Below are 20,229 nucleotides of genomic sequence, written 5' to 3'. Positions count from 1 at the left end.
AAAGCCCGACAAGCCCGGAAAGCAACAGGTGCACGACCCGCACGAAGCGGCTAAAGCTGCTTGCCAAGACTAACACTCATCATCCGCATCAAACGCTTTGTCACCGGCACCGTCTTCAAGTGCTACGCCAGGGCGAATGGTTTCAAACGGAAACAACTTGCGGTCCATGAGGTGCGAAGGCACCACAGTTGACAGCGAGGTAAACAGATTGGCGATCCATCGGGGGTTGTGCTTTTCCCACTGCTTCAGCAGTGCGGCCATTTCCTTGCGCTTCAGGTTTTCCTGACTGCCACACAAATTGCAGGGAATGATCGGGAAATTCTTCTCTTCGGCATAACGGGCCAAATCGCGCTCTCGGCAATAAGCCAGTGGGCGAATTACTGTGTGCTCTCCGTTGTCACTGACCAGTTTGGGAGGCATACCCTTGATACGACCGCCATAAAAAAGGTTAAGCAACAGGGTTTGCAATATGTCGTCTTTGTGGTGCCCCAAAGCGACCTTGGTGGCGCCCAGTTCAGACGCCACGCGGTACAAAATGCCACGACGCAAACGCGAGCACAGCGAACAGGTTGTTTTGCCTTCGGGAATGACTCGTTTCACAATCGAGTAGGTGTCTTGTTCCTCAATGTGAAACGGCACATGGATGCTACGCAAGTAATTCGGCAGCACTTCCTCGGGAAAACCAGGCTGTTTCTGATCCAGATTCACAGCGACGATATCGAAGTTGATGGGCGCACGCTGACGCAGCAACAACAAAATATCGAGCAAACCATAGCTGTCTTTGCCGCCCGATACACACACCATCACTTTGTCACCCTCTTCAATCATATTGAAGTCGGCAATGGCCTGGCCCACTTGCTTTGTGAGGCGCTTTTCCAGCTTGTTGAATTCAAAGGCCTCTTTCTGTTCAGCCTTGTTGGGGAAAATCGTGATGGTTTGCATGGTCTTACAGCTTTCTAGGATTTGAAGCGGAATACCTCGACACCTGCGGATTCGCAGTCGGGGTAAACCTCGGATTTTTCAGCGCGTACGCGGGCGGCCACCACCTTGGGATGCTCCAGCACCAGCGCCAGGGTTTTGTCCACCAGGGTTTCAAGCAGGCCAATGTGGCCCGATTGAATGAGGCCATGAATTCCTGGTCGAACGAAATCGTAATCAACCACATCGACCAGCAAGTCGCGCTCAGATGGAGTTGATGCGCACTTTACCCAAAAATCAATGTTAATACGCACAGCCTGCGTACGCCCCAACTCTTGGGGAAACACGCCAATTGCGGCGGACACATCGAAGTCGCGAATAAAAACGCGACGGCAGTCGGCCAGGCGGGGATCAAAGAACCAGTCTGTCATGGTGTCATCATGCTGAAATCACGCGCCATGGGCACCAAGTGCTGCCCGCCATCCACAAGAATGGTGGTGCCAGTAATTGCGCGGCTTTGCACCAGGAACAAGACCGTGTTGGCGATGTCCTGAGGCTCGGAGGATTTGTTCAAAGGCGAAATTCGGTGGGTACTCTCGAACTGCGCATCGGTTTGCAGGTGCGAAATCAAGGTGAGCCCAGGTGCCACGCCCACTACACGCACTTTGGGCGCCAGCTCCATGGCCAGCATGGTGGTAGCGGTTTCAAGCCCGGCTTTGGTGAGGGTATAACTTAAAAAATCGGGATTGAGGTTTTTCAGTTTTTGGTCCAGCAAATTAACCACCACGGCCTGCTCATGGTCGGGCACATGCTGATACAGGCGTTTGGCCAATTGAATGGGCGCAGCCAGGTTGGAGGCCATGTGCCGGTGAAAAAGCTCGGGCTGAAAAGTTTCGCCAGAGTCGAATTCAAACAACGAGGCGTTGTTGACAACACATCGAATTGGGCCCGCTTTTTCAGCAGCATCAAACAACGCTTCAACTTCGCTGGGCTGCTCAAGATCAGCCTGAACCACCACGCAGTGCACACCCAGTGCTTCAATTTGAGCCGCGGTGTCGCGGGCCTCTGCCAGTGATGAACGGCAATGCAGCACAATGGACCAACCAGCGCGCGCCAGCTCAAGCGAGATGGCTTTGCCCAGTCGCTTGGCTCCCCCGGTTACAAGGGCAAATTGTGGATTGGCATGTGTCATTCGTGCGCCATCGGTTAGAATCTGGAAAATCAGTGAACAACGACCATCAAGCAAACCAGGGTTTACTTCAAGGCTTTGATTTTTAAAAGAACCCGCTATTCTAAACCAGACCTGCCTCATGCTGTCGAATTTTAATCAAGCCACTCGCTTTGACGAGTTCATGCGATTTGCGCTTTACGATCCCCAATATGGCTACTACGCAAGAGGCGAGCAAATTTTTGGTCGTCAGGGCGATTTTGTTACCGCCCCGGAATTGAGCCCGCTGTTTGGGCAAACACTGGGCAAGGCCCTGCGGGAGGTGCTGCCCCGCTGCAATGGTGTGGTGTATGAATTTGGGGCCGGGACCGGGCAACTGGCTTGCGACATTCTTCAAGCGGCTGGCGATTTGATTACCCAATACAACATTGTGGATGTGTCGGCCGGATTAAAGCCTGTGCAATTGGCCAAGTTAAAGGCACTGCATGGCCCGCAGGTAGAACAAAAGGTGCGTTGGCTGGGCGAGCTGCCTGCGGAACTCCAGGGGGTGGTTTTAGGCAATGAGGTGCTGGATGCCACACCGGTTCGTCGATTCAAATGGCAGGCAGGCAATCCGCAGGAAGCGTGGGTACAGCACCTGAATGGTGAGTTGCACTGGGTGTGGAAACCGGCCGACCCGGTCTTCGCTGCCGTGGTTTCTCAGTTGCAGGATGCTCACGGGCCATGGCCAGAAGGTTACGAATCGGAAATTGCGGAGCAAAGCATTGCATGGGTAAAAACAGTCACGGAGCGTCTGAACGGCCTTGCGCTGATGATTGACTATGGTTTTCACGAAGCCATGTACTATCACCCGACACGCAGGCAGGGCACTTTGCGCGCCACAAGCCGCCACACTGCACATGATGATTTTCTGGTGAACGTGGGGCAGCAGGACTTAACCGCCCATGTGAACTTCAGCGCAATCTATGAAGCCCTGACAAGCTGCGGTGGCGAGCTTGAAGGGTACGCGCACCAAGGCGAGTTTTTATTGGCACACGGCATTCTTGAGTTGGCACAAAAACAACCGGAATTTACCCACCCGACACGCGGTGCATTGATGCGCCAGAATTTGAATACCCTGCTGAATGAAGCCGATATGGGCGAGGCATTCAAAGTAATTTGCTGGAGCAAAGGTGTGAATGCCGAGAACACACAGTTTGCGCAGGTTTTTCTGGACAAGGACCGAAGCGGAAACCTGTAACTCAGCCGCCTGTTGGCAACTCACAAGGCTTGAGCTCACCCTTTCTGTTCAACTCAAACACCGAGCGCACAGTTTCGATTTGCGAGGCATTTCCCCGAAGTTCAAAAAACACGCGCACCGGGCCCAACCGCTCCCGGATCTGGACACCCTCGACGCCACGTCGCGCCAGATCAGCCTTCTGGGCATTCGCCCGATCCAGGTCACGGAACAATCCCAGTGAAATGGTGCCCTGCAAAGGCCCCGGCGTGGTGATGTAGAACATGTCGGCAATACCCTTGCCCGAGAGTTGATCGATACCCACCCCGCTGTTCACAATGTCTTGCGGCAAGTAAACCACATAGCCCACAGGCACCTGGCGCTCGAGTCGATCCGTTTCGCCACCCCAATTCAGCAAAGCCTCTTGAACCCGTGCAGACTCACTTTGCAACAAGGGGCCCCACAACCAACATGCCTGGGTACTTTTCGGATTCTCAAAAACCTGTTTGCTGGCATTTTCAATGGCTGTATCAAGCTGGGCCTGCCCCTGTTTCAAATCAATCTTAGGAGCCACAGGTGCGGGCGCACGAATCACTTCCACGGGCTGATCCCAGGGCCGCTCCACGCCAACCCACTCGGCACGTAAACCCGGAGAATCTATTGCTTTTTGCGAGCTGTTGCCTGTTAAAACGCCAAAACCCAGCAACGCCAAATTACCCAGCAGCAGCAACACAGCCAGAACACGCCAACCATTCATGCTGTTGCACCTTTTTGTGCCAAACGATAATCAAGCACCAGGCCCTTGAATACAGCGTATTCAAGCAGGGTAGCCTGCGGCAAATGAACCTGCATGGCGGGTGCAAAACCACCGGTCAGCCAGATGGCCGGGGGGCTGCCGTATTCACCCTGTAACTGGGCAGCCACGGAATCGACCATTGCTTTTTGAATACGCCCCACACCCCTGCCAATCGCCTGCTGCGTGCTGACAGGCCAACTGTTTGTGCTGGTACTGTCCAACTGCACTTTGGGCAATTCAGCTGTATTTGAATGCAGGCTGCGCAACATGGTTTCAACACCCGGCACGATAAATCCGCCCAAGTGCTGCCAATGGGTATTTTTAACCACCACATCCAGGGTGGTGGCTGTGCCAAAGCTAACCAGCAAATTGACCTTGACCTGGCTCACCTCGCTGAGCGCCATGCATGCTGCCCAACGGTCTTTGCCCAGAGTCGCCGGGGTTTCGTACGCAGACTGAATCTCAGCATGCCTGTTCACAGTCAATACATGCAGAGGTACGCCAGCCGCTTCGCACACTGAGCGCACGGACTGTTCGAAATCTGGGCCCAAGACATTGCTCAGCAAAACCGCCTGTACTGCATGGGTCGAATTCAAACCGGGTGCCAAATGCTGTTGCAAAGCACTCAAGGATCCGGAGAAAGGTTTGAATTCAGCAGTGGCGTGACTAAAAAAAGCCGAGGGCTGCTCAAACCGGACATTGACGCAAGCGTGCAAGCACCACTTTACAAAGGTGTTTCCAGCATCGATGCACAACAAATTCCCAGCGTTGGTCACGGCCTTACCCTCAAGGACAAATCACCTGCATGAACCGCACGCAAGCCGTGCTCGGTATTCACCAGGTACGCGCCTTGCCGGTCGATGCCCATGGCCTCACCCGCGAAACACACCACACCCTGGTCTTCAACTTGTACCTGGCTGCGCAGCCACGCATCCCGTTGGCTGAACTCGGCAAAGATTGAGTCGATGCCCTGAACACTGGCAGCCTCGATCCGCATTAAAATCGATGACACGACCGCCTCGGCTAGCTCACGTGGGGTGGGTAAACTCGGGGCAGGCAAATAATTCGACAAACTTGTAGCACCCAGACCAGACAATGCCTCGGGAACGTCAATACCCTGAATATTCAGCCCCACACCAACCACGGTGATTGCACCCTGCCCGGTTTGAAAAGATTCGCACAACACACCGCCCAATTTTTGCTGATCTGCCAATAAATCGTTGGGCCATTTCAGCCGCACAGGCACATGCCAATGCTCCAGTACCTGCGCCACGGCAACACCCACACACAGGGGCAAAAAAGGCATTTGCTGCCCAGCCATAGGCAAGCCTACAGACAGGCATAAACTTGCGCCGGGCTGCGCGCGCCATTGCCGCCCTGCACGCCCCCTGCCTGCGGTTTGCATGTGCGCCAACACGGCATTCAGGCCGGATACCCGCCCCTGCTGGTAAGCGCGGGCCAGGTAATCATTTGTTGAGTCGACTGAATCGAGTTCGATCCAGTGCACATCGGCTTGGGTTAACATCGAATGCGGGTCACTTCGGGCTAGTTGCGAAATTTTGCTCATCTTAACCTCCGAACGGGACACAAAACCAAGGAATCGCTCAAACGCCATGCCGCCAATCCACTCCAGTCTGCTGAAACGAACCCCCTACACCGGGATTCTCATGTTTGCCAGCCTGTATGCGTGCGTTGTGATTCACCTAAGCCTTTTTCCCTACAGCGATTGGAGACACATTGGCATCGGGCCTTTTGAGTTTTTATTTGGCCCCTGGATTCCTGTGCATCAAAAAGTATTGTGGGCCGATGTGTTTATCAACATTGGAGGCTACATTCCACTGGGCTTCCTGATGCTGCTGGGCTTGAACAGACAGCCGCGAACATTCGACAAAATACTCGTTGTGCTGGTGTGTGCATTTATTTCGCTTGCCCTTGAATCCATGCAAACATTTTTGCCAAGCCGCGTGCCTTCCAAAATGGACCTGGTCACCAACACAATTGGGGGCGCTTTGGGTGTGTTGTTGGGCATTTACGTGACCGCACACCACCGAATTGCGCCACTGCTGAACCGCCGAATTGAGCATTGGCTAATTCAACGCGCGTGGATAGGCATGGGCTTGCTTAGCCTTTGGTTCCTCAGTATTTTGCCGCCACAAAATCCCACATTCAGCACCGGGCTTTGGCTGGGGAACCTGCTTGAAATTCCGGGCCCACTGCAACACAGCACGCCGTTTGGGATACCGCTGGAAGTGTTGCTGAAAATTGAAACCATCGCACCGACATTCATCAATTACTGTTTTTTAATGTGCGCCTGGATGATTGGGTTGGCACAAACACAGGCGGGCTCGCCACGAACACGCTTGCTGATTGTACTCATTGCATTGACCTTGCTCATTCGACTTCTTGATTACCTGGTGCTGGCTCCAGTGTCGGCCTGGACTTACCTGGGTCAACGTTGGTTTGAGGCCAACAGCCTGGGCTTGCTGATAGCCTTTGTAGTTGCACTGACCATTTCAATGATGCAGGTGCTGCCCCACCACATGGCGAGAATCGGGCTACTGCACCTGCTGGGCGGGTGGCTGATCACCTTGCTGCTGCCCGGGGTATACGACCCCGATCTGGGCAATCCGGGCAGCGGCATTCTGGCAATTTTCCGAAGCCTGCAAGAAGCCGGGCGCTGGGTGAGTGAATTGTGGCCAATCTTAGCACTGACTGTTTTGACTTTTTTGAGCCTGCCCGAGCGACGTTTTCGGCGATAATAGTGCCCATACCCTGAGCACTCACGCGGATTCAACCAGCCATGAGCTACTTCGAGAAACATGTTTTCTTTTGCACCAACCAACGCCCCAACAATGAGAGTTGCTGTGCGGACTGCCATGCGTCTGCGGCGCACGCGCATGCCAAAGAACGGATCAAGAAACTGGGCTTGAACGGGCAAGGAAAAATCCGGATGAACAAGGCTGGCTGCTTGATCGATGCGATGAAGGCCCAGTGATGGTGGTGTACCCGGAAGGCGTTTGGTACACCTATGTGGATATATCAGACGTGGATGAAATTATTGACTCTCACCTGGTGGGCGGCGAAATTGTCGAACGCCTGCGGTTGCCATGAATCCAAAAACCCGACATGAGTTGTGGAACGGTCAGGCGGGCCCAATCGAGGTATCGATTGATGAACCTGCGGCCCCATTGCGCGGGCTGGCCGTAATTGCGCACCCCCACCCCTTGTTCGGCGGCACCAAAGACAACAAAGTAGTACAAACACTGGCCCGTGCATTTCTTCAAATGGGCTATGTAACGCTTCGTTTTAATTTTCGAGGCGTAGGTCAAAGCGCGGGCGAGCACGACAACGGACAAGGCGAAACGGACGATCTGGTTCAGTTGACTGAATTGGCCCGCGCCACTCTGCTGCCTGCCGAGCTACAAAATGAGCCGATTGCAATGGCTGGCTTTTCGTTCGGCGCCTTTGTAACCAGCCATGGCGCGCAACGGTTGCGCGAGGCCGGAACGAATATTGGCAAACTGGTGCTGGTGGGCACTGCCACAAGCCGCTTTAAAGTAGCTGCGGTGCCAGACAACACACTGGTCATTCATGGTGAAGTCGATGACACAGTGCCGCTTGCAGATGTTTTACGCTGGGCGGGTGAACAAAACCTGCCGGTGATGGTCATGCCAGGAGTGGAACATTTTTTTCACGGCAAACTGCCTCAACTCAAAGAGCTGGTTGTGCGTTATTACCCAAGCTGAACGCCAAGCCACTTTCCTTCCCCATTTCTAGTACAGGAGCTTTTTACTTGTTTAATTCAGGAATTTCCCGATTCAAACGCCATGTGGGTCAACTCTCGTTGGTTCTGGGGCTTGGTATTGGAGTTGCCACGCAAGCCGCGGCCCAATCCAGTGTGATGCCACCTCCACCCGAAATCGGTGCAAAAGGCTACATGCTGCTCGACTTGACCACCGGTCAAACCCTGGCGGAATTCAACAGCCGTGAACGCCTCGACCCCGCATCACTGACCAAACTGATGACAGCCTACATGGCCTTTGCTGCACTCGACAGCAAGCAAATTCGGATGGATCAGCAAGTACCCGTGTCGCCCTACGCCTGGAAAGCCGAAGGTTCGCGCATGTTTATCGAGCCGAACAAGCCTGTGACTGTTGAAGAGCTGCTGTACGGTGTGATTGTGCAATCGGGCAACGATGCAAGCCGCGCAATCGCAGAACTGCTGGCTGGCGACGAAAACAACTTTGCAACGCTGATGAATCAGCAAGCCAAACGGCTGGGCCTGACGGACACGAACTTCAAGAACTCCACTGGCCTGCCCGACCCACAGCACTACACCACCGCCCGCGATTTGGGCATTTTGGCCAAACGCATCATCACCGACTTTCCGGAATACTACAAAAAAATGTATTCCACCAAGGAATACACCTACAACGGCATTCGCCAACCCAACCGCAACCGCCTGCTGTGGATTGACCCCTCCGTGGACGGCATGAAAACCGGGCACACCGAATCGGCCGGCTATTGCCTGGTCAGTTCAGCCAATCGCACATTGCCCAACGGCGTTGATCGCCGCCTGCTTTCCGTGGTGCTGGGCACCACCTCCGACCAGGCCCGCACGCAGGAAAGCCTGAAGCTGATGAACTACGGTTATCAGATGTTTGAAACCGTGAAGCTGTACTCCGCCAAGCAAGCCATCAGCACCAGTGAAGTGTACAAAGGACAAGCCAAGGAAGTGAAACTTGGCGTGAACAAAGATTTGCTGATCAACGTGCCACGCGGCATGGCCAAACAACTGAAAGCCACAGTCGAGAAAAAAGGCACCCTGATTGCGCCAATTCCAGCAGGAACCGAGCTGGGTAGCCTGAAGCTGACATTGAATGGTGAAACCATCGGCACAGTGCCGCTGCTGGCCTTGTCTACAGTTGAAGAAGCTGGCCTGTTCGGCCGTATGGTGGACTCCGCCAAACTGTGGTTTGAAGAGTAAACAATGAACACACCAACACCCAGTGAAGGCAAAAAAAGCCTGATTGAGTTTCCGACACACTTTCCCATCAAGGTGATGGGAAAGAACGTGCCGGAGTTCTCGCAGGTCATTTGCGATTTATTGCTCAGCATGAGCCCTGGATTTGATGTGGCCGCCGTTGACATGCGGCCCAGCAGCAAAGGCAACTACTTGAGCCTGACCTGCACCGTGTATGTGAACAACCAGGACGAGCTGGACAACATTTACCGGGCCCTTTCAGGGCATGAATTGGTATCGGTTGTGTTGTAAACGGGTTTGTTTCATAAAAAAAGCCGCACCAGCTTTACGAAGTGGTGCGGCTTTTTTCTGGGTGGCCTTATACGCCGTAACGGCTACGGTATTCCTTCACCTTCTCGTACCAGCCCGCGAGGCGAACGTTGGCAGCCTGGCGGGTAAGCAAGTAACGCAACAAGTCTTGCAGGTTGGCAATGGCCAGAACCGGGATTCCGTACAACTGCTCTACTTCCTGAACTGCTGAATGCTGGGTGTCCTGCCCGTCTCGCATGCCTTTTTCCATGCGATCCAGTGCGATCAACACCGCAGCAGGTTCAGCTCCATTGGCGCGAATGATTTCAACAGATTCACGCACCGATGTTCCTGCTGAAATAACATCGTCAACAATCACAACTCGACCTTCCAGTGGCGCACCCACCAAAGAACCGCCCTCACCGTGATCTTTGGCTTCCTTACGGTTAAATGCGTAAGGTACATCACGCCCGCGGCGGGCCATTTCCATGGTGGCTCCGGCCACCAAAGGGATGCCCTTGTAAGCAGGGCCAAACAGCATGTCAAATTGAATTCCACGCTCTGCGGTTTGCTCAAGCAAGGTTTGTGCGTAAAATTCACTGAGCTTTTGCAACGACGAACCTGTGTTGAACAAACCTGCATTGAAAAAATACGGCGACATTCTGCCCGCCTTGGTTTTGAATTCGCCAAAGCGCAACACTTGCTTTTCGACCGCAAACTGCAAAAACTGGTCGGAAAGAATCTGCAAATTTTGATTTGAATCGACCACGATCAATCCCTAAAAAACTGAATGCACACAATGACCCGCATTATCTCAGCAAATCTGAATGGAATTCGTTCTGCCCACACAAAAGGGTTTTTCGACTGGATGAACCAAAGCCAGGCCGATGTGGTGTGCGTGCAAGAGATCAAGGCCCACCTGGCGGACCTTGGCCCTGAGCACTTACAACCCGGCATGTACAAAGGCTACTTTCAGGCCGCAGAAAAAAAAGGCTACAGCGGTGTTGGCCTTTACTGCAAAGTAGAACCACTTAATGTAATTTACGGGCTGAATAATGCGGAATTCGACGCAGAAGGACGCATGGTGACGGCTGAATTCGAGAATATGATTGTGTCGTCGATCTACTTTCCATCCGGCAGCAGCTCCGAAGAACGACAAGAAGCGAAATTCCGGTTTTTAGATCATTTTGGGCAAATTTTTGATGATTTTGAAAGCAAAAAGAAGCCTGTTGTATTGTGCGGCGACTGGAACATCGCCCACAAAGAAATTGACCTGAAAAACTGGAAAGGCAATTTAAAGAACAGCGGCTTCACACCCGAGGAACGTGCCTGGATTGGCAATGTGATTGAAAAACGTGGTTGGGTGGACGCCTACCGTGTGCTGTACCCGGAAGAAACGGACGGTTGCTACACCTGGTGGAGCAACCGCGGGCAGGCTTATGCCAAGAATGTGGGGTGGCGAATTGATTACCAAATGGTCAGCCCGGCATTGCGTGACCTGATTCGCGAAGTAAATGTGTACAAGGGCCAGAAGTTTTCAGACCACGCGCCCTTGATTGCGGATTACGACTATCCGCTTTGACGCTCGGCAGGTATTCACTGCCAACTCGACGGGGTTGGCGACAACTTCGCCCCCCATCGAATAGGCACCGACTAAGAGCCCAGCTTCGCTTTCAAAATCTCGTTCACCTGCGCGGGATTTGCCTTTCCACGCGCTGCACGCATGATCTGCCCCACCAAGAAGTTAAATGACGCCTCTTTACCGGCTTTGTACTCGGCCACTGGCCCAGGGTGCGCTGCAAGTACGTCGTCGATCATTTTTTCAACAGCACCCGAGTCGGAGATTTGCTCTAAACCCTCGCCCTTGATACAAGCATCAACATCGCTGTACTTGCCGTCCCACAAAGCAGCAAACACCACTTTACCGGTTTTGTTGTTCAAAGTACCATCTACCACACGTTTCACCAAGGCCGCCATCAGGGCGGGAGCAATTGGCGATTCCGCTGGGGTTTTGTCGTCACGATTAAGGCTTGCAGAGAACTCGCCCAACAACCAGTTGGCCAAAGGCTTGGCTTTGTCTGCGCCCGCCGCGGCCAGCGCCGCCTCGAAGTAATCGGTCATGGCGCGGCTGGCTGTGAGCGTCACCGCATCGTATTCACTCAAACCCAGCTCAGCGGTGTAACGCGCCTGCTTTTGACCAGGCAATTCGGGCATTTCGGCACGCACTTGCTCAACCCACTGCGCAGAAATCATCAGCGGTGGCAGGTCGGGATCGGGGAAGTAACGATAGTCTTCCGAATCTTCCTTGCTGCGCATGGAGCGGGTTTCGTTGCGATCGGGGTCGTAAAGTCGCGTTTCCTGTTTGATTGTGCCGCCATCTTCGATGATCTCGATTTGGCGCTGTGCTTCATAAAGAATGGCGGCTTGCAAAAACTTGAAGCTGTTCAGGTTTTTGATTTCGCAGCGTGTGCCCAGCTTGGTTTCGCCTTTGGGGCGAACCGATACGTTGGCGTCGCAGCGGAAACTGCCTTCCTGCATATTGCCATCGCAAATACCAAGCCACGTAACCAGTGTGTGCAGGGTTTTGGCGTAGGCCACTGCCTCCTCGGCCGAACGCATGTCGGGTTCAGTCACAATTTCAAGCAAGGGCGTACCTGCACGGTTCAAGTCGATGCCCGACTGGCCTGCGAAGTCTTCATGCAGGCTTTTGCCCGCGTCCTCTTCCAGATGCGCGCGAACCAAGCGTACTGTTTTCATTTGATCGCCCAGCAAAAAGCTGACCGTGCCGCCCTGCACCACCGGAATTTCAAACTGACTGATTTGATAACCCTTGGGCAGATCCGGGTAGAAATAGTTTTTGCGGGCGAACACCGATTGCTCGGCCACTTTGGCGCCCACTGCCAGGCCAAATTGAATGGCGCGTTGAACTGCCGCCTTGTTCATCACGGGCAGCACACCAGGCAGTGCCAAATCCACAGCACAGGCCTGCGCGTTGGGCTCAGCACCAAAAGCAGTGCTGGCACCGGAGAAAATTTTTGACTCGGTTGTTAACTGGGTGTGGGTTTCAAGACCCACCACAATTTCCCATTGCATGGTGCGATCCCTTTTTAAGACGGTGTACGAAGGTGCCAATCGGTGGCAACTTGATAATGGTCAGCCAGCGCCAGCAATTCCCCTTCCTTGAAATAATTGCCAATCAATTGCATGCCGACAGGGCGATTTTTGTCGCCAAACCCCACGGGCACGCTCATGCCGGGCAAGCCAGCCAAACTTGTGCTGAGCGTGTAAATGTCGGCCAGGTACATTTGCACCGGGTCAGCCGACTTCTCGCCCAAATTCCATGCAACCGTGGGGCTAACCGGACCGGCAATGAAATCGCACTGCTGGAAAGCAGCTTGAAAATCTTGCGCAATGAGGCGGCGAATTTTCTGGGCTTGCAGATAATACGCATCGTAATAACCATGCGACAACACATACGCACCCACCATAATTCGGCGCTGTACTTCAAGGCCGAAGCCCTCGCTGCGCGAATTCTCGTACATGGACTTCAAATCGCTGTACTCGGCTGCGCGGTGGCCGTAACGCACACCATCAAAACGCGACAGGTTAGAGCTGGCTTCAGCAGGCGCAATCACGTAATACGCGGGAATGGACAATTCCGTGCGCGGCAAGCTGATGTTCACCAGCGCGGCGCCCATGGCTTCCAGCTGTTTTAATGCAGCGTCGATCGGTGCACGCACATCGGCAGCCAAACCCTCACCAAAAAATTCGCTGGGCAAACCCACGCGCACACCAGCCAGTGGCTTTGCAGCATTACCAGTGCGAAGAGGCTTTCCAAAGCTGGCGGTGAAATCTTCATCCGGAGTTGGCCGTTGAACACCGGTGCTGTCTTTCGCATCAAAGCCCACCATGGTGTTGAGCACCAAAGCACAATCACGTGCGCTGTGTGCCATGGGACCAGCTTGATCCAGGCTGCTGGCGTAAGCGATCATGCCGTAGCGGCTGCAACTGCCGTAAGTGGGCTTGATACCGGTAATGCCACACAGTGAAGCGGGCTGGCGGATGGAGCCACCTGTGTCGGTACCGGTTGAAAACGGCACTACACCCGCGGCAACTGCCACAGCTGAACCGCCAGACGAACCACCCGGCACGGCCAAGGTGTCCCAAGGATTCAGGCAAGGGCCATAGGCACTTTTTTCATTCGATGAACCCATTGCAAATTCATCGCAATTCAATTTGCCAATGCTCACTGCGCCCGCAGCGTTCAAACGCGATACCACTTCGGCGTCGAAAGGGCTTTGGTAGCCAGCCAGCATTTTGGAGCCCGCTGTGCTTGTCCAGCCTTTCGTTACGAAAATGTCTTTGTGCGCAGTGGGAATACCCAACAAGGCACCGGTTTCACCCGCGCCCATGCGTGCGTCAGCGGCCTTGGCTTGTTGCAGGGTGAGGTCATCGCGAATGTCCACGAATGCGTTCAACCTGGACTGCTCACCAGCTTGGCGCAAAGCATCTTGCGCCAACTCAACGGCACTGGTTTTTTTCTCGTCCAGCAAGGCGCGCAGCTGGGAAATACTTTGAATTCTGGATGACATGCTTAAAACCACATTCCAATATCGGATTTTCTTAAATTAGGAGGACTGAATTCTTGATAAACGATCATTCAATGACCTTGGGCACCAAAAACAGGCCTTTCTCGGCGGCCGGTGCGTTGGCCATATTGGCGGTGCGATTGTCGGCCTCAGTCACGGCGTCTTCGCGCAAGCGCAGCGCGATGGGTTGAATCAGCGACAGAGGATGCGCCAACGGCTCAACGCCTTCGGTGTTTTCACTGCTCAAGCGATCGGCCAGTTGCATGATGTTGTTCAATTGTTGCTCAAGGACCTGAGCCTGCTCGGGCGCCACTTTCAAGCGCGACAAGGCCGCAATTTTTGCAATTTGTCCAGAATCAAGGGACATAAATTTTCTCCGCCGACCAGCAGGCCTGAGCATCGCTTCTAAATGATGCAAAAGCCGCTTGGTGAAAGTCTGTGTTGATCAAAGTCTGCTTATTTTATAGGTTATCATCGGTAGTTATGCCACTTGACAAGTGAAGTCCCATAAATAGTGGCGAACCGGACAACTTCTAGACAACTTTGAGCTTCGCGGGCTTGGCAGCTCTCCAACTACACAACACAGGTTAGAACATCACCATGTTTGGGTTTCTACGCAGCTACTTATCAAACGACTTGGCCATTGATTTGGGCACGGCCAACACGCTAATTTACGCCCGCACCAAGGGCATCGTTCTCGACGAGCCTTCTGTGGTTGCCATCCGCCAGGAAGGTGGCCCCAATGGCAAAAAAACCATCACAGCGGTTGGCCTTGAAGCCAAGCAAATGTTGGGCAAGGTGCCTGGCAACATTGAGGCCATTCGCCCCATGAAAGACGGCGTAATTGCCGATTTCACCGTGACCGAGCAAATGCTCAAGCAATTCATCAAAATGGTTCACGAAAGCCGCCTGTTTTCACCCAGCCCCAGAATCATCATTTGCGTGCCCTGCGGGTCTACTCAGGTTGAACGCCGTGCCATTCGCGAAAGCGCGTTGGGCGCGGGTGCTTCTCAGGTTTACCTGATCGAAGAACCCATGGCCGCAGCCATCGGCGCTGGCTTGCCGGTGTCTGAGGCATCGGGCTCCATGGTCGTCGACATTGGTGGCGGCACCACTGAAGTGGGCATCATTTCCTTGGGCGGCATGGTGTACGCCGGCAGCGTGCGCGTGGGCGGCGACAAGTTTGATGAAGCCATCATCAGCTACATTCGCCGCAATTACGGCATGATGATTGGTGAGCCCACGGCTGAAGCCATCAAGAAGCAGATCGGTTCAGCATTCCCCGGCTCAGAAGTGAAAGACATGGAAGTGACCGGCCGCAATTTGTCGGAAGGCATTCCACGCCGTTTCACGATTTCATCCAATGAAATTCTGGAAGCGTTGACCGAGCCCTTGAACGCGATTGTTTCGGCAGTGAAGTCTGCGCTGGAACAAACCCCGCCTGAACTGGGTGCCGACATTGCCGAACGCGGCATGATGCTGACCGGCGGCGGCGCTTTGCTGCGCGACCTGGATCGGCTGCTGATGGAAGAAACCGGTTTGCCAGTGCATGTGGCCGAAGACCCGCTAACTTGCGTGGTTCGCGGCTGCGGTCTTGCGCTGGAGCGCATGGACAAATTGGGCACCATTTTCACCAGTGAGTAAGTAACTTAAAACGGTTCGAACTCCGGCTTGTTACATAGCCAGCATTGAACCGGCTAAAAGCCTATGGAGTACACACCACCACCGTTGTTCAAACAAGGTCCATCCGCACGCGTGCGGCTGGCCTTTTTTGTCGCGCTTTCGGTGGGTTTGTTGTTTCTCGATTCACGCTTTGCCGCCATGGAAGTGGTGCGCAAAGCAGTGGGCACGGTGCTTTACCCCTTGCAAAAAATTGCCAGCCTGCCCATCGAATGGAGTCAGGCTGGTGTGGACTACGCCACATCGCTGGACACACTCCAATCCGAGAATAAAACCTTGATTCTCGAGCAACTTCAAGACAAACAACGCCTGCACGAACTCGAAACCTTGCGCCAGGAAAACGAAAAGTTGCGCAAACTCATGAATGTGGGCAACACACTGAAGGTAAAGCGCTCCATTCTCAGCGAAATTGTCAGCGATGCACGCGACCCGTTTTCGCGCAAAATAATCATCGGCAAAGGTTTGATCCAGGGTGTCAAAGAAGGCATGCCGGTGATCGACGAATTGGGCTTGCTCGGCCAGGTCACCCGCGCCTTCCCGAGTCGGGCCGAAGTCAGCCTGATCACCGACAAAGAACAGATTATTCCCGTTGAAAACCTGAGGAATGGCATTCGCAGCGTTGCCTATGGCGGGCTGGACGGCGGGCTGATTGAACTTCGCTTCATGGCGGCCAACGCTGACATTGAAAACAATGACCTGCTGGTGACATCGGGGCTTGACGGCGTATACCCCAGAGGAATTCCTGTGGCGAGAGTCATTCGGGTCGAACGAAATTCGCGCTATGCCTTTGCCAGTATTTTCTGTGAACCCATTGCTGGCGTAGAGCGACACCGGTTTGTGCTGGTGCTCGACACCTTCCGCGAAAAAATTGCAAACGATGCGCAGCCAGCCGCCAGTGCACCCACGCCGGGGAATAATGCACCGAACACAGAATCGGCCGGCCCGCCCACCAACAACCCAGTAGCAGCCACCGCCCCCACCCCGACAAACACAACGGAGGCTGGCAATGGGAATTAATCCATTCGGCAACTCCGAAATTTTGCGCCCGGTAAACCCTTGGTTCATTGCATTTTCGCTGATGGCTGCCTTGCTGTTCAAATTCATTCCAGTCGACCGAAATTGGGTTACGCCCGATTTATTGGCTTTGGTATTGGTGTTCTGGAACATTCGGCAACCGCGACGAATCGGAATTGGCGTGGCCTGGTGCTTCGGCGCGGCAGTCGACGTACATTCGGCCAGCGTGTTCGGGGAACACGCACTGGCCTACACCCTGCTGTCTTACTTCGCGATCACCATTCACCGCAGGGTGATGTGGTTTTCCCCGATGATGCAAGCGGCCCACATTTTTCCCTTGCTGCTGGCGGCCCAAGCCATCACAGTCATTATTCGGGTGATGTTCGGCGGCACCTTCCCGGGCGCCTGGATATTTGCGGAGAGCGTACTGACAGCCGCCTTGTGGCCGCTGACACAGTTCTTGCTGCTGGCCCCACAAAAACTGCCAGAAAACCGTGACAACGACCGCCCGATATGACCGAGTTTAACCACCCAGAACAAGCCATCAAACAGTTCCGGTTTCGGTTGTTTCTGGCCGGGCTCTTTGTGGTGCTGTTGTTTCTGGTGTTGGTGGCACGCTTGCTGTGGTTGCAAGTGATCAGCTATGACAAGTACCAATCCAAAGCGGAAGACAACCGAATCACGATTGTGCCGCTGGTGCCGAACCGGGGTCTGATTCTGGACCGCAACGGGGTGGTACTGGCCAACAATTATTCGGCCTACACGCTGGAAATCACGCCTTCGAAAATCGACAATCTGAACGAGATGATCGACGAGCTGGGCAAGATTGTCGAAATTTCAGCACTGGACCGCAGACGGTTCAAAAAACTGCGCGCTGAATCCAAACGGTTTGAGTCCATTCCGATTCGCACACGCCTCACTGATGAAGAAGTGGCCCGTTTTGCGGTACAAAGCTTCCGCTTTCCAGGCGTGGAAATTCGCGCTCGCCTTTTCCGTCAATACCCTTACGGTCCTCATGCCGCACATTTGCTGGGCTACATCGGTCGTATTTCTGCAAGGGATCAGGAACGGATCGAAGAACTGGACCAAACCAACAACTACCGGGGTACTGCCTACATTGGCAAAGACGGCCTTGAGAAGCGCTATGAAACCGAGCTGCATGGGCGAACGGGCTTTGAAGAGGTAGAAACCTCGGCGGGCGGGCGGGCCGTGCGCGTGCTGTCACGCTCACCTGCGGTGCCGGGTGAAAACCTGATGTTGTCCATCGATATTCGCCTGCAAGAAGCGGCCGAGAAAGCCCTGGAGGGCAAACGTGGCGCCCTGGTGGCAATTGACCCGCGCAACGGTGACATTCTCGCCATGGTGAGCGCACCCAGTTTTGACCCCAACCTGTTCGTGGAAGGCATTGATTCCGAAAACTGGAAATTGCTGAACGAAAGTATTGACCGGCCATTGCTGAACCGCCCTTTGGCGGGCACCTATCCGCCAGGCTCTACCTTCAAACCCTTTATGGCACTGGCCGCGCTGGAGCGAGGCTTTCGCACCGCATCGAGCACGCTGCGTGACCCTGGCTATTTTGATTTTGGTTCACGCCGGTTCATGGACGACAAAATTGGCGGACACGGCATGGTGGACATGTACAAGTCGATTGCCGAATCGTGCAACACCTACTACTACATGCTGGGCAGCGAGATGGGCATCGACATTATTTCGGAGTTCATGGGCCGTTTTGGCTTTGGATCGCGCACAGGCATCGACCTGGACGGCGAACGCACGGGTGTGCTGCCCTCTCGGGAATGGAAAGCAGGCGCTTTCAAGAAGGCCGAAGCGCAGCGTTGGTATTCGGGCGAGACCATTTCAGTGGCGATTGGGCAAGGCTACAACAACTACACCCCGCTGCAATTGGCCCACGCCACAGCGGTGCTGGCCAGCGGCGGCATGAACGCAACACCCCGGCTGGTTCGGGCCTTCCAGAACCCGGTCAGCGGCCAGGTGACTGAAAAACCACTGGAAGCTTTTAAACAGCTAAACTTGCAACAACGGCATGTTGATTCAGTCAAACTGGGCATGCGAGGCGCGGTGCTTGAAGGCACGGCCCGCGGCGTTTTCAGGGACGTAAGCTATGAAGTGGCGGGTAAAACAGGAACTGCACAGGTGTTTGGACTAAAGCAGGGCGAAACCTACAAAGACCGTGCTGCCTCGGCCGAGCGCCTTCGAGACCACGGCTGGTTTATAGCGTTTTCACCCATGGAACAACCTCGAATTGCCTTGGCTGCAATTGTTGAGAACGGGGGGTTTGGCAGCCAGTCTGCCGCACCCGCCATTAAAAAAGTGCTCGACACTTACTGGCAAATTGAAGCGGAGAACGACCCCTCTATTGTATTGCCGCCACCTCAGGCTGCTGAACAGGCTGCCGATCGAACAATCAGCGGAGAGTCTCTGCCGTGAACCGAAACCGCGCCATTCAACGTGAACCCATTTGGCCGCGAATCAAGCCATTCCTGACCGTGTTTGACCCGGTACTCAGCACGATTTTGCTGTCGTTGGTTGTGTTTGCCTTGATCACCCAGTACAGCGCGGCATTTGATTTCGAGGGGCGATTTATCGACCACTCACGCAACTTGCTGATTGCATTTTTGGTGATGTGGGTAACCGCCAACCTGAAACCCCAATTTTTGATGCGAATCGCAGTGCCGCTGTACGTGGTGGGCGTGGTTTTGCTGATTGCTGTTGAACTGTTTGGCGACATTTCAAAAGGTGCGCAACGTTGGCTTAACCTGGGTTTTATCCGGATTCAACCGTCGGAGATTATGAAAATTGCCATGCCTCTGATGTTGGCCTGGTTTTTCCAGCAACGGGAGAATGTGTCAGGCTGGCGTGAATTCGCGGTGGCTTCGGTTATCTTGGCCATTCCCGGTATTTTGATTCTGAAACAACCCGACCTGGGTACAGCACTGCTGGTATTGGGCTCGGGCTTCTTTGTGATTTTCTTTGCAGGTTTGTCGTGGAAAGTAATCGCTTGGCTCACTGGCTTGTTTTTGGCCAGCCTGCCCCTGTTCTGGACGCTGATGCACGATTACCAGCGCCAGCGGGTGCTCACATTGCTAGACCCCACGCAAGACCCGCTTGGCAAAGGTTTTCACATTATTCAATCGACAGTGGCCGTGGGCTCGGGTGGATTTACCGGCAAAGGTTTTTTGCAGGGTACCCAAACACACCTTGAATTTATTCCCGAACGCACGACAGACTTTATTTTTGCAGTACTCGCCGAGGAGTTTGGCTTGCTGGGCTGCCTGGTTCTGTTGACGCTCTACACCTGCCTGATTATTCGGGGCCTGGTGATTGCCGGCAATGCACCCACTTTGTTTTCACGCCTGATGGCCGGTGCCATGGCCTTGATTTTTTTCACCTATGCCTTTGTGAACATTGGTATGGTCAGCGGTATTTTGCCTGTGGTGGGCGTGCCTCTGCCTTTGATGAGTTACGGTGGCACCGCCATGGTGACACTGGGTATGGGTGCCGGTATTTTGATGAGTATTCAAAACACCAAAAAGCTGATTCAAACCTGAAGGCCGT

21 protein-coding genes and 1 pseudogene are annotated in these 20,229 nt (G+C 54.0%); 12 read left to right on the top strand and 10 right to left on the bottom strand.

The genetic code is table 11. From position 1 onward, the window contains the following. Positions 1-69: 69 nt before the first annotated feature. The 3 genes from ttcA to BSZ31_RS06325 are packed head-to-tail and all read right to left on the bottom strand — an operon-like array spanning position 70 to position 2,230. Positions 70-942: a tRNA 2-thiocytidine(32) synthetase TtcA gene (gene ttcA, locus BSZ31_RS06335; RefSeq protein WP_105028044.1), complete on the bottom strand. Its 873-nt coding sequence runs from the start codon at positions 940-942 to the stop codon at positions 70-72. A 14-nt stretch (positions 943-956) separates the two neighbouring features. Continuing rightward, complete coding sequence (locus BSZ31_RS06330; RefSeq protein ID WP_008248053.1) at positions 957-1,349, bottom strand: dihydroneopterin aldolase; 393 nt, start codon at positions 1,347-1,349, stop codon at positions 957-959. Continuing rightward, positions 1,346-2,230: an SDR family oxidoreductase gene (locus BSZ31_RS06325; protein WP_335618238.1), complete on the bottom strand. Its 885-nt coding sequence runs from the start codon at positions 2,228-2,230 to the stop codon at positions 1,346-1,348. Before BSZ31_RS06325 ends, BSZ31_RS06330 begins: the two co-directional genes overlap by 4 nt. On the opposite strand from BSZ31_RS06325, the gene BSZ31_RS06320 reads away from it, so the two are divergent. Then, complete coding sequence (locus BSZ31_RS06320; RefSeq protein ID WP_105028043.1) at positions 2,229-3,326, top strand: class I SAM-dependent methyltransferase; 1,098 nt, start codon at positions 2,229-2,231, stop codon at positions 3,324-3,326. The genes BSZ31_RS06325 and BSZ31_RS06320 overlap by 2 nt on opposite strands. Position 3,327: 1 nt before the next feature. On the opposite strand, the gene BSZ31_RS06315 is transcribed toward BSZ31_RS06320, so the two are convergent. The 3 genes from BSZ31_RS06315 to BSZ31_RS06305 are packed head-to-tail and all read right to left on the bottom strand — an operon-like array spanning position 3,328 to position 5,665. After that, on the bottom strand, positions 3,328-4,059 hold the full coding sequence (locus BSZ31_RS06315) for a hypothetical protein (protein WP_105028042.1): 732 nt from the start codon (positions 4,057-4,059) through the stop codon (positions 3,328-3,330). After that, a complete protein-coding gene (locus BSZ31_RS06310) occupies positions 4,056-4,874 on the bottom strand; it encodes a type III pantothenate kinase (RefSeq protein ID WP_105028041.1) in 819 nt (272 codons plus the stop codon). Before BSZ31_RS06310 ends, BSZ31_RS06315 begins: the two co-directional genes overlap by 4 nt. After that, entirely contained in the window at positions 4,871-5,665 is a 795-nt protein-coding gene (locus tag BSZ31_RS06305; protein WP_168426880.1) for a biotin--[acetyl-CoA-carboxylase] ligase, read from the bottom strand. The genes BSZ31_RS06310 and BSZ31_RS06305 overlap by 4 nt, the downstream gene beginning before the upstream one ends. 46 nt (positions 5,666-5,711) lie before the next feature. On the opposite strand from BSZ31_RS06305, the gene BSZ31_RS06300 reads away from it, so the two are divergent. The 5 genes and pseudogenes from BSZ31_RS06300 (at position 5,712) to BSZ31_RS06280 (ending at position 9,373) form a co-directional block, all read left to right on the top strand. Further along, the gene (locus BSZ31_RS06300; protein ID WP_105028039.1) at positions 5,712-6,857 is read left to right on the top strand and encodes a VanZ family protein; all 1,146 of its coding nucleotides are present in this window, start codon (positions 5,712-5,714) and stop codon (positions 6,855-6,857) included. A 41-nt stretch (positions 6,858-6,898) separates the two neighbouring features. Continuing rightward, positions 6,899-7,209, top strand: a pseudogene (locus tag BSZ31_RS06295) (ferredoxin). Then, positions 7,206-7,844 carry an alpha/beta hydrolase gene (locus BSZ31_RS06290; protein WP_105028038.1) on the top strand — a complete coding sequence of 213 codons (639 nt, stop codon included), beginning with the start codon at positions 7,206-7,208 and terminating at the stop codon, positions 7,842-7,844. Before BSZ31_RS06295 ends, BSZ31_RS06290 begins: the two are co-directional and overlap by 4 nt. 47 nt (positions 7,845-7,891) lie before the next feature. Next, the gene (locus BSZ31_RS06285) at positions 7,892-9,085 is read left to right on the top strand and encodes a D-alanyl-D-alanine carboxypeptidase family protein (protein ID WP_206018555.1); all 1,194 of its coding nucleotides are present in this window, start codon (positions 7,892-7,894) and stop codon (positions 9,083-9,085) included. Positions 9,086-9,088: 3 nt separating this feature from the next. Further along, complete coding sequence (locus BSZ31_RS06280) at positions 9,089-9,373, top strand: YbeD family protein (RefSeq protein WP_105028036.1); 285 nt, start codon at positions 9,089-9,091, stop codon at positions 9,371-9,373. 67 nt (positions 9,374-9,440) lie between these two features. Here BSZ31_RS06280 and pyrE read toward each other — a convergent pair whose 3' ends face one another. Further along, the gene (gene pyrE / locus BSZ31_RS06275; RefSeq protein WP_105028035.1) at positions 9,441-10,145 is read right to left on the bottom strand and encodes an orotate phosphoribosyltransferase; all 705 of its coding nucleotides are present in this window, start codon (positions 10,143-10,145) and stop codon (positions 9,441-9,443) included. A 24-nt stretch (positions 10,146-10,169) separates the two neighbouring features. On the opposite strand from pyrE, the gene BSZ31_RS06270 reads away from it, so the two are divergent. Continuing rightward, positions 10,170-10,952, top strand: coding sequence for an exodeoxyribonuclease III (locus BSZ31_RS06270; protein WP_105029776.1), 783 nt, complete (start codon positions 10,170-10,172; stop codon positions 10,950-10,952). A 71-nt stretch (positions 10,953-11,023) separates the two neighbouring features. Here BSZ31_RS06270 and gatB read toward each other — a convergent pair whose 3' ends face one another. The 3 genes from gatB to gatC form a co-directional block, all read right to left on the bottom strand. Continuing rightward, positions 11,024-12,463: an Asp-tRNA(Asn)/Glu-tRNA(Gln) amidotransferase subunit GatB gene (gatB, locus tag BSZ31_RS06265; protein WP_105028034.1), complete on the bottom strand. Its 1,440-nt coding sequence runs from the start codon at positions 12,461-12,463 to the stop codon at positions 11,024-11,026. Between the two features lie 14 nt (positions 12,464-12,477). Then, positions 12,478-13,962 carry an Asp-tRNA(Asn)/Glu-tRNA(Gln) amidotransferase subunit GatA gene (gene gatA, locus BSZ31_RS06260; protein ID WP_105028033.1) on the bottom strand — a complete coding sequence of 495 codons (1,485 nt, stop codon included), beginning with the start codon at positions 13,960-13,962 and terminating at the stop codon, positions 12,478-12,480. Between the two features lie 64 nt (positions 13,963-14,026). After that, entirely contained in the window at positions 14,027-14,326 is a 300-nt protein-coding gene (gatC, locus tag BSZ31_RS06255; protein WP_105028032.1) for an Asp-tRNA(Asn)/Glu-tRNA(Gln) amidotransferase subunit GatC, read from the bottom strand. Positions 14,327-14,559: 233 nt separating this feature from the next. Here gatC and BSZ31_RS06250 point away from each other — a divergent pair, with 233 nt between their 5' ends. From BSZ31_RS06250 to rodA, 5 genes are all read left to right on the top strand, one after another. Continuing rightward, positions 14,560-15,603, top strand: a complete 1,044-nt coding sequence (locus BSZ31_RS06250) for a rod shape-determining protein (RefSeq protein ID WP_008248080.1) — start codon at positions 14,560-14,562, stop codon at positions 15,601-15,603. 63 nt (positions 15,604-15,666) lie between these two features. Continuing rightward, positions 15,667-16,656 carry a rod shape-determining protein MreC gene (gene mreC / locus BSZ31_RS06245; protein WP_105028031.1) on the top strand — a complete coding sequence of 330 codons (990 nt, stop codon included), beginning with the start codon at positions 15,667-15,669 and terminating at the stop codon, positions 16,654-16,656. Beyond that, on the top strand, positions 16,646-17,170 hold the full coding sequence (gene mreD, locus BSZ31_RS06240) for a rod shape-determining protein MreD (RefSeq protein WP_105028030.1): 525 nt from the start codon (positions 16,646-16,648) through the stop codon (positions 17,168-17,170). Before mreC ends, mreD begins: the two co-directional genes overlap by 11 nt. Continuing rightward, complete coding sequence (mrdA, locus tag BSZ31_RS06235; protein ID WP_105028029.1) at positions 17,167-19,101, top strand: penicillin-binding protein 2; 1,935 nt, start codon at positions 17,167-17,169, stop codon at positions 19,099-19,101. Before mreD ends, mrdA begins: the two co-directional genes overlap by 4 nt. Continuing rightward, entirely contained in the window at positions 19,098-20,222 is a 1,125-nt protein-coding gene (gene rodA / locus BSZ31_RS06230) for a rod shape-determining protein RodA (protein ID WP_105028028.1), read from the top strand. Before mrdA ends, rodA begins: the two co-directional genes overlap by 4 nt. Positions 20,223-20,229: the final 7 nt, after the last annotated feature.

Source organism: Limnobacter sp. SAORIC-690, assembly GCF_002954425.1.
Lineage (GTDB): Bacteria > Pseudomonadota > Gammaproteobacteria > Burkholderiales > Burkholderiaceae_B > Limnobacter > Limnobacter profundi.
Note: the sequence above shows the minus strand (reverse complement) of the source record. Positions and strands in the feature narration are given on the sequence as shown.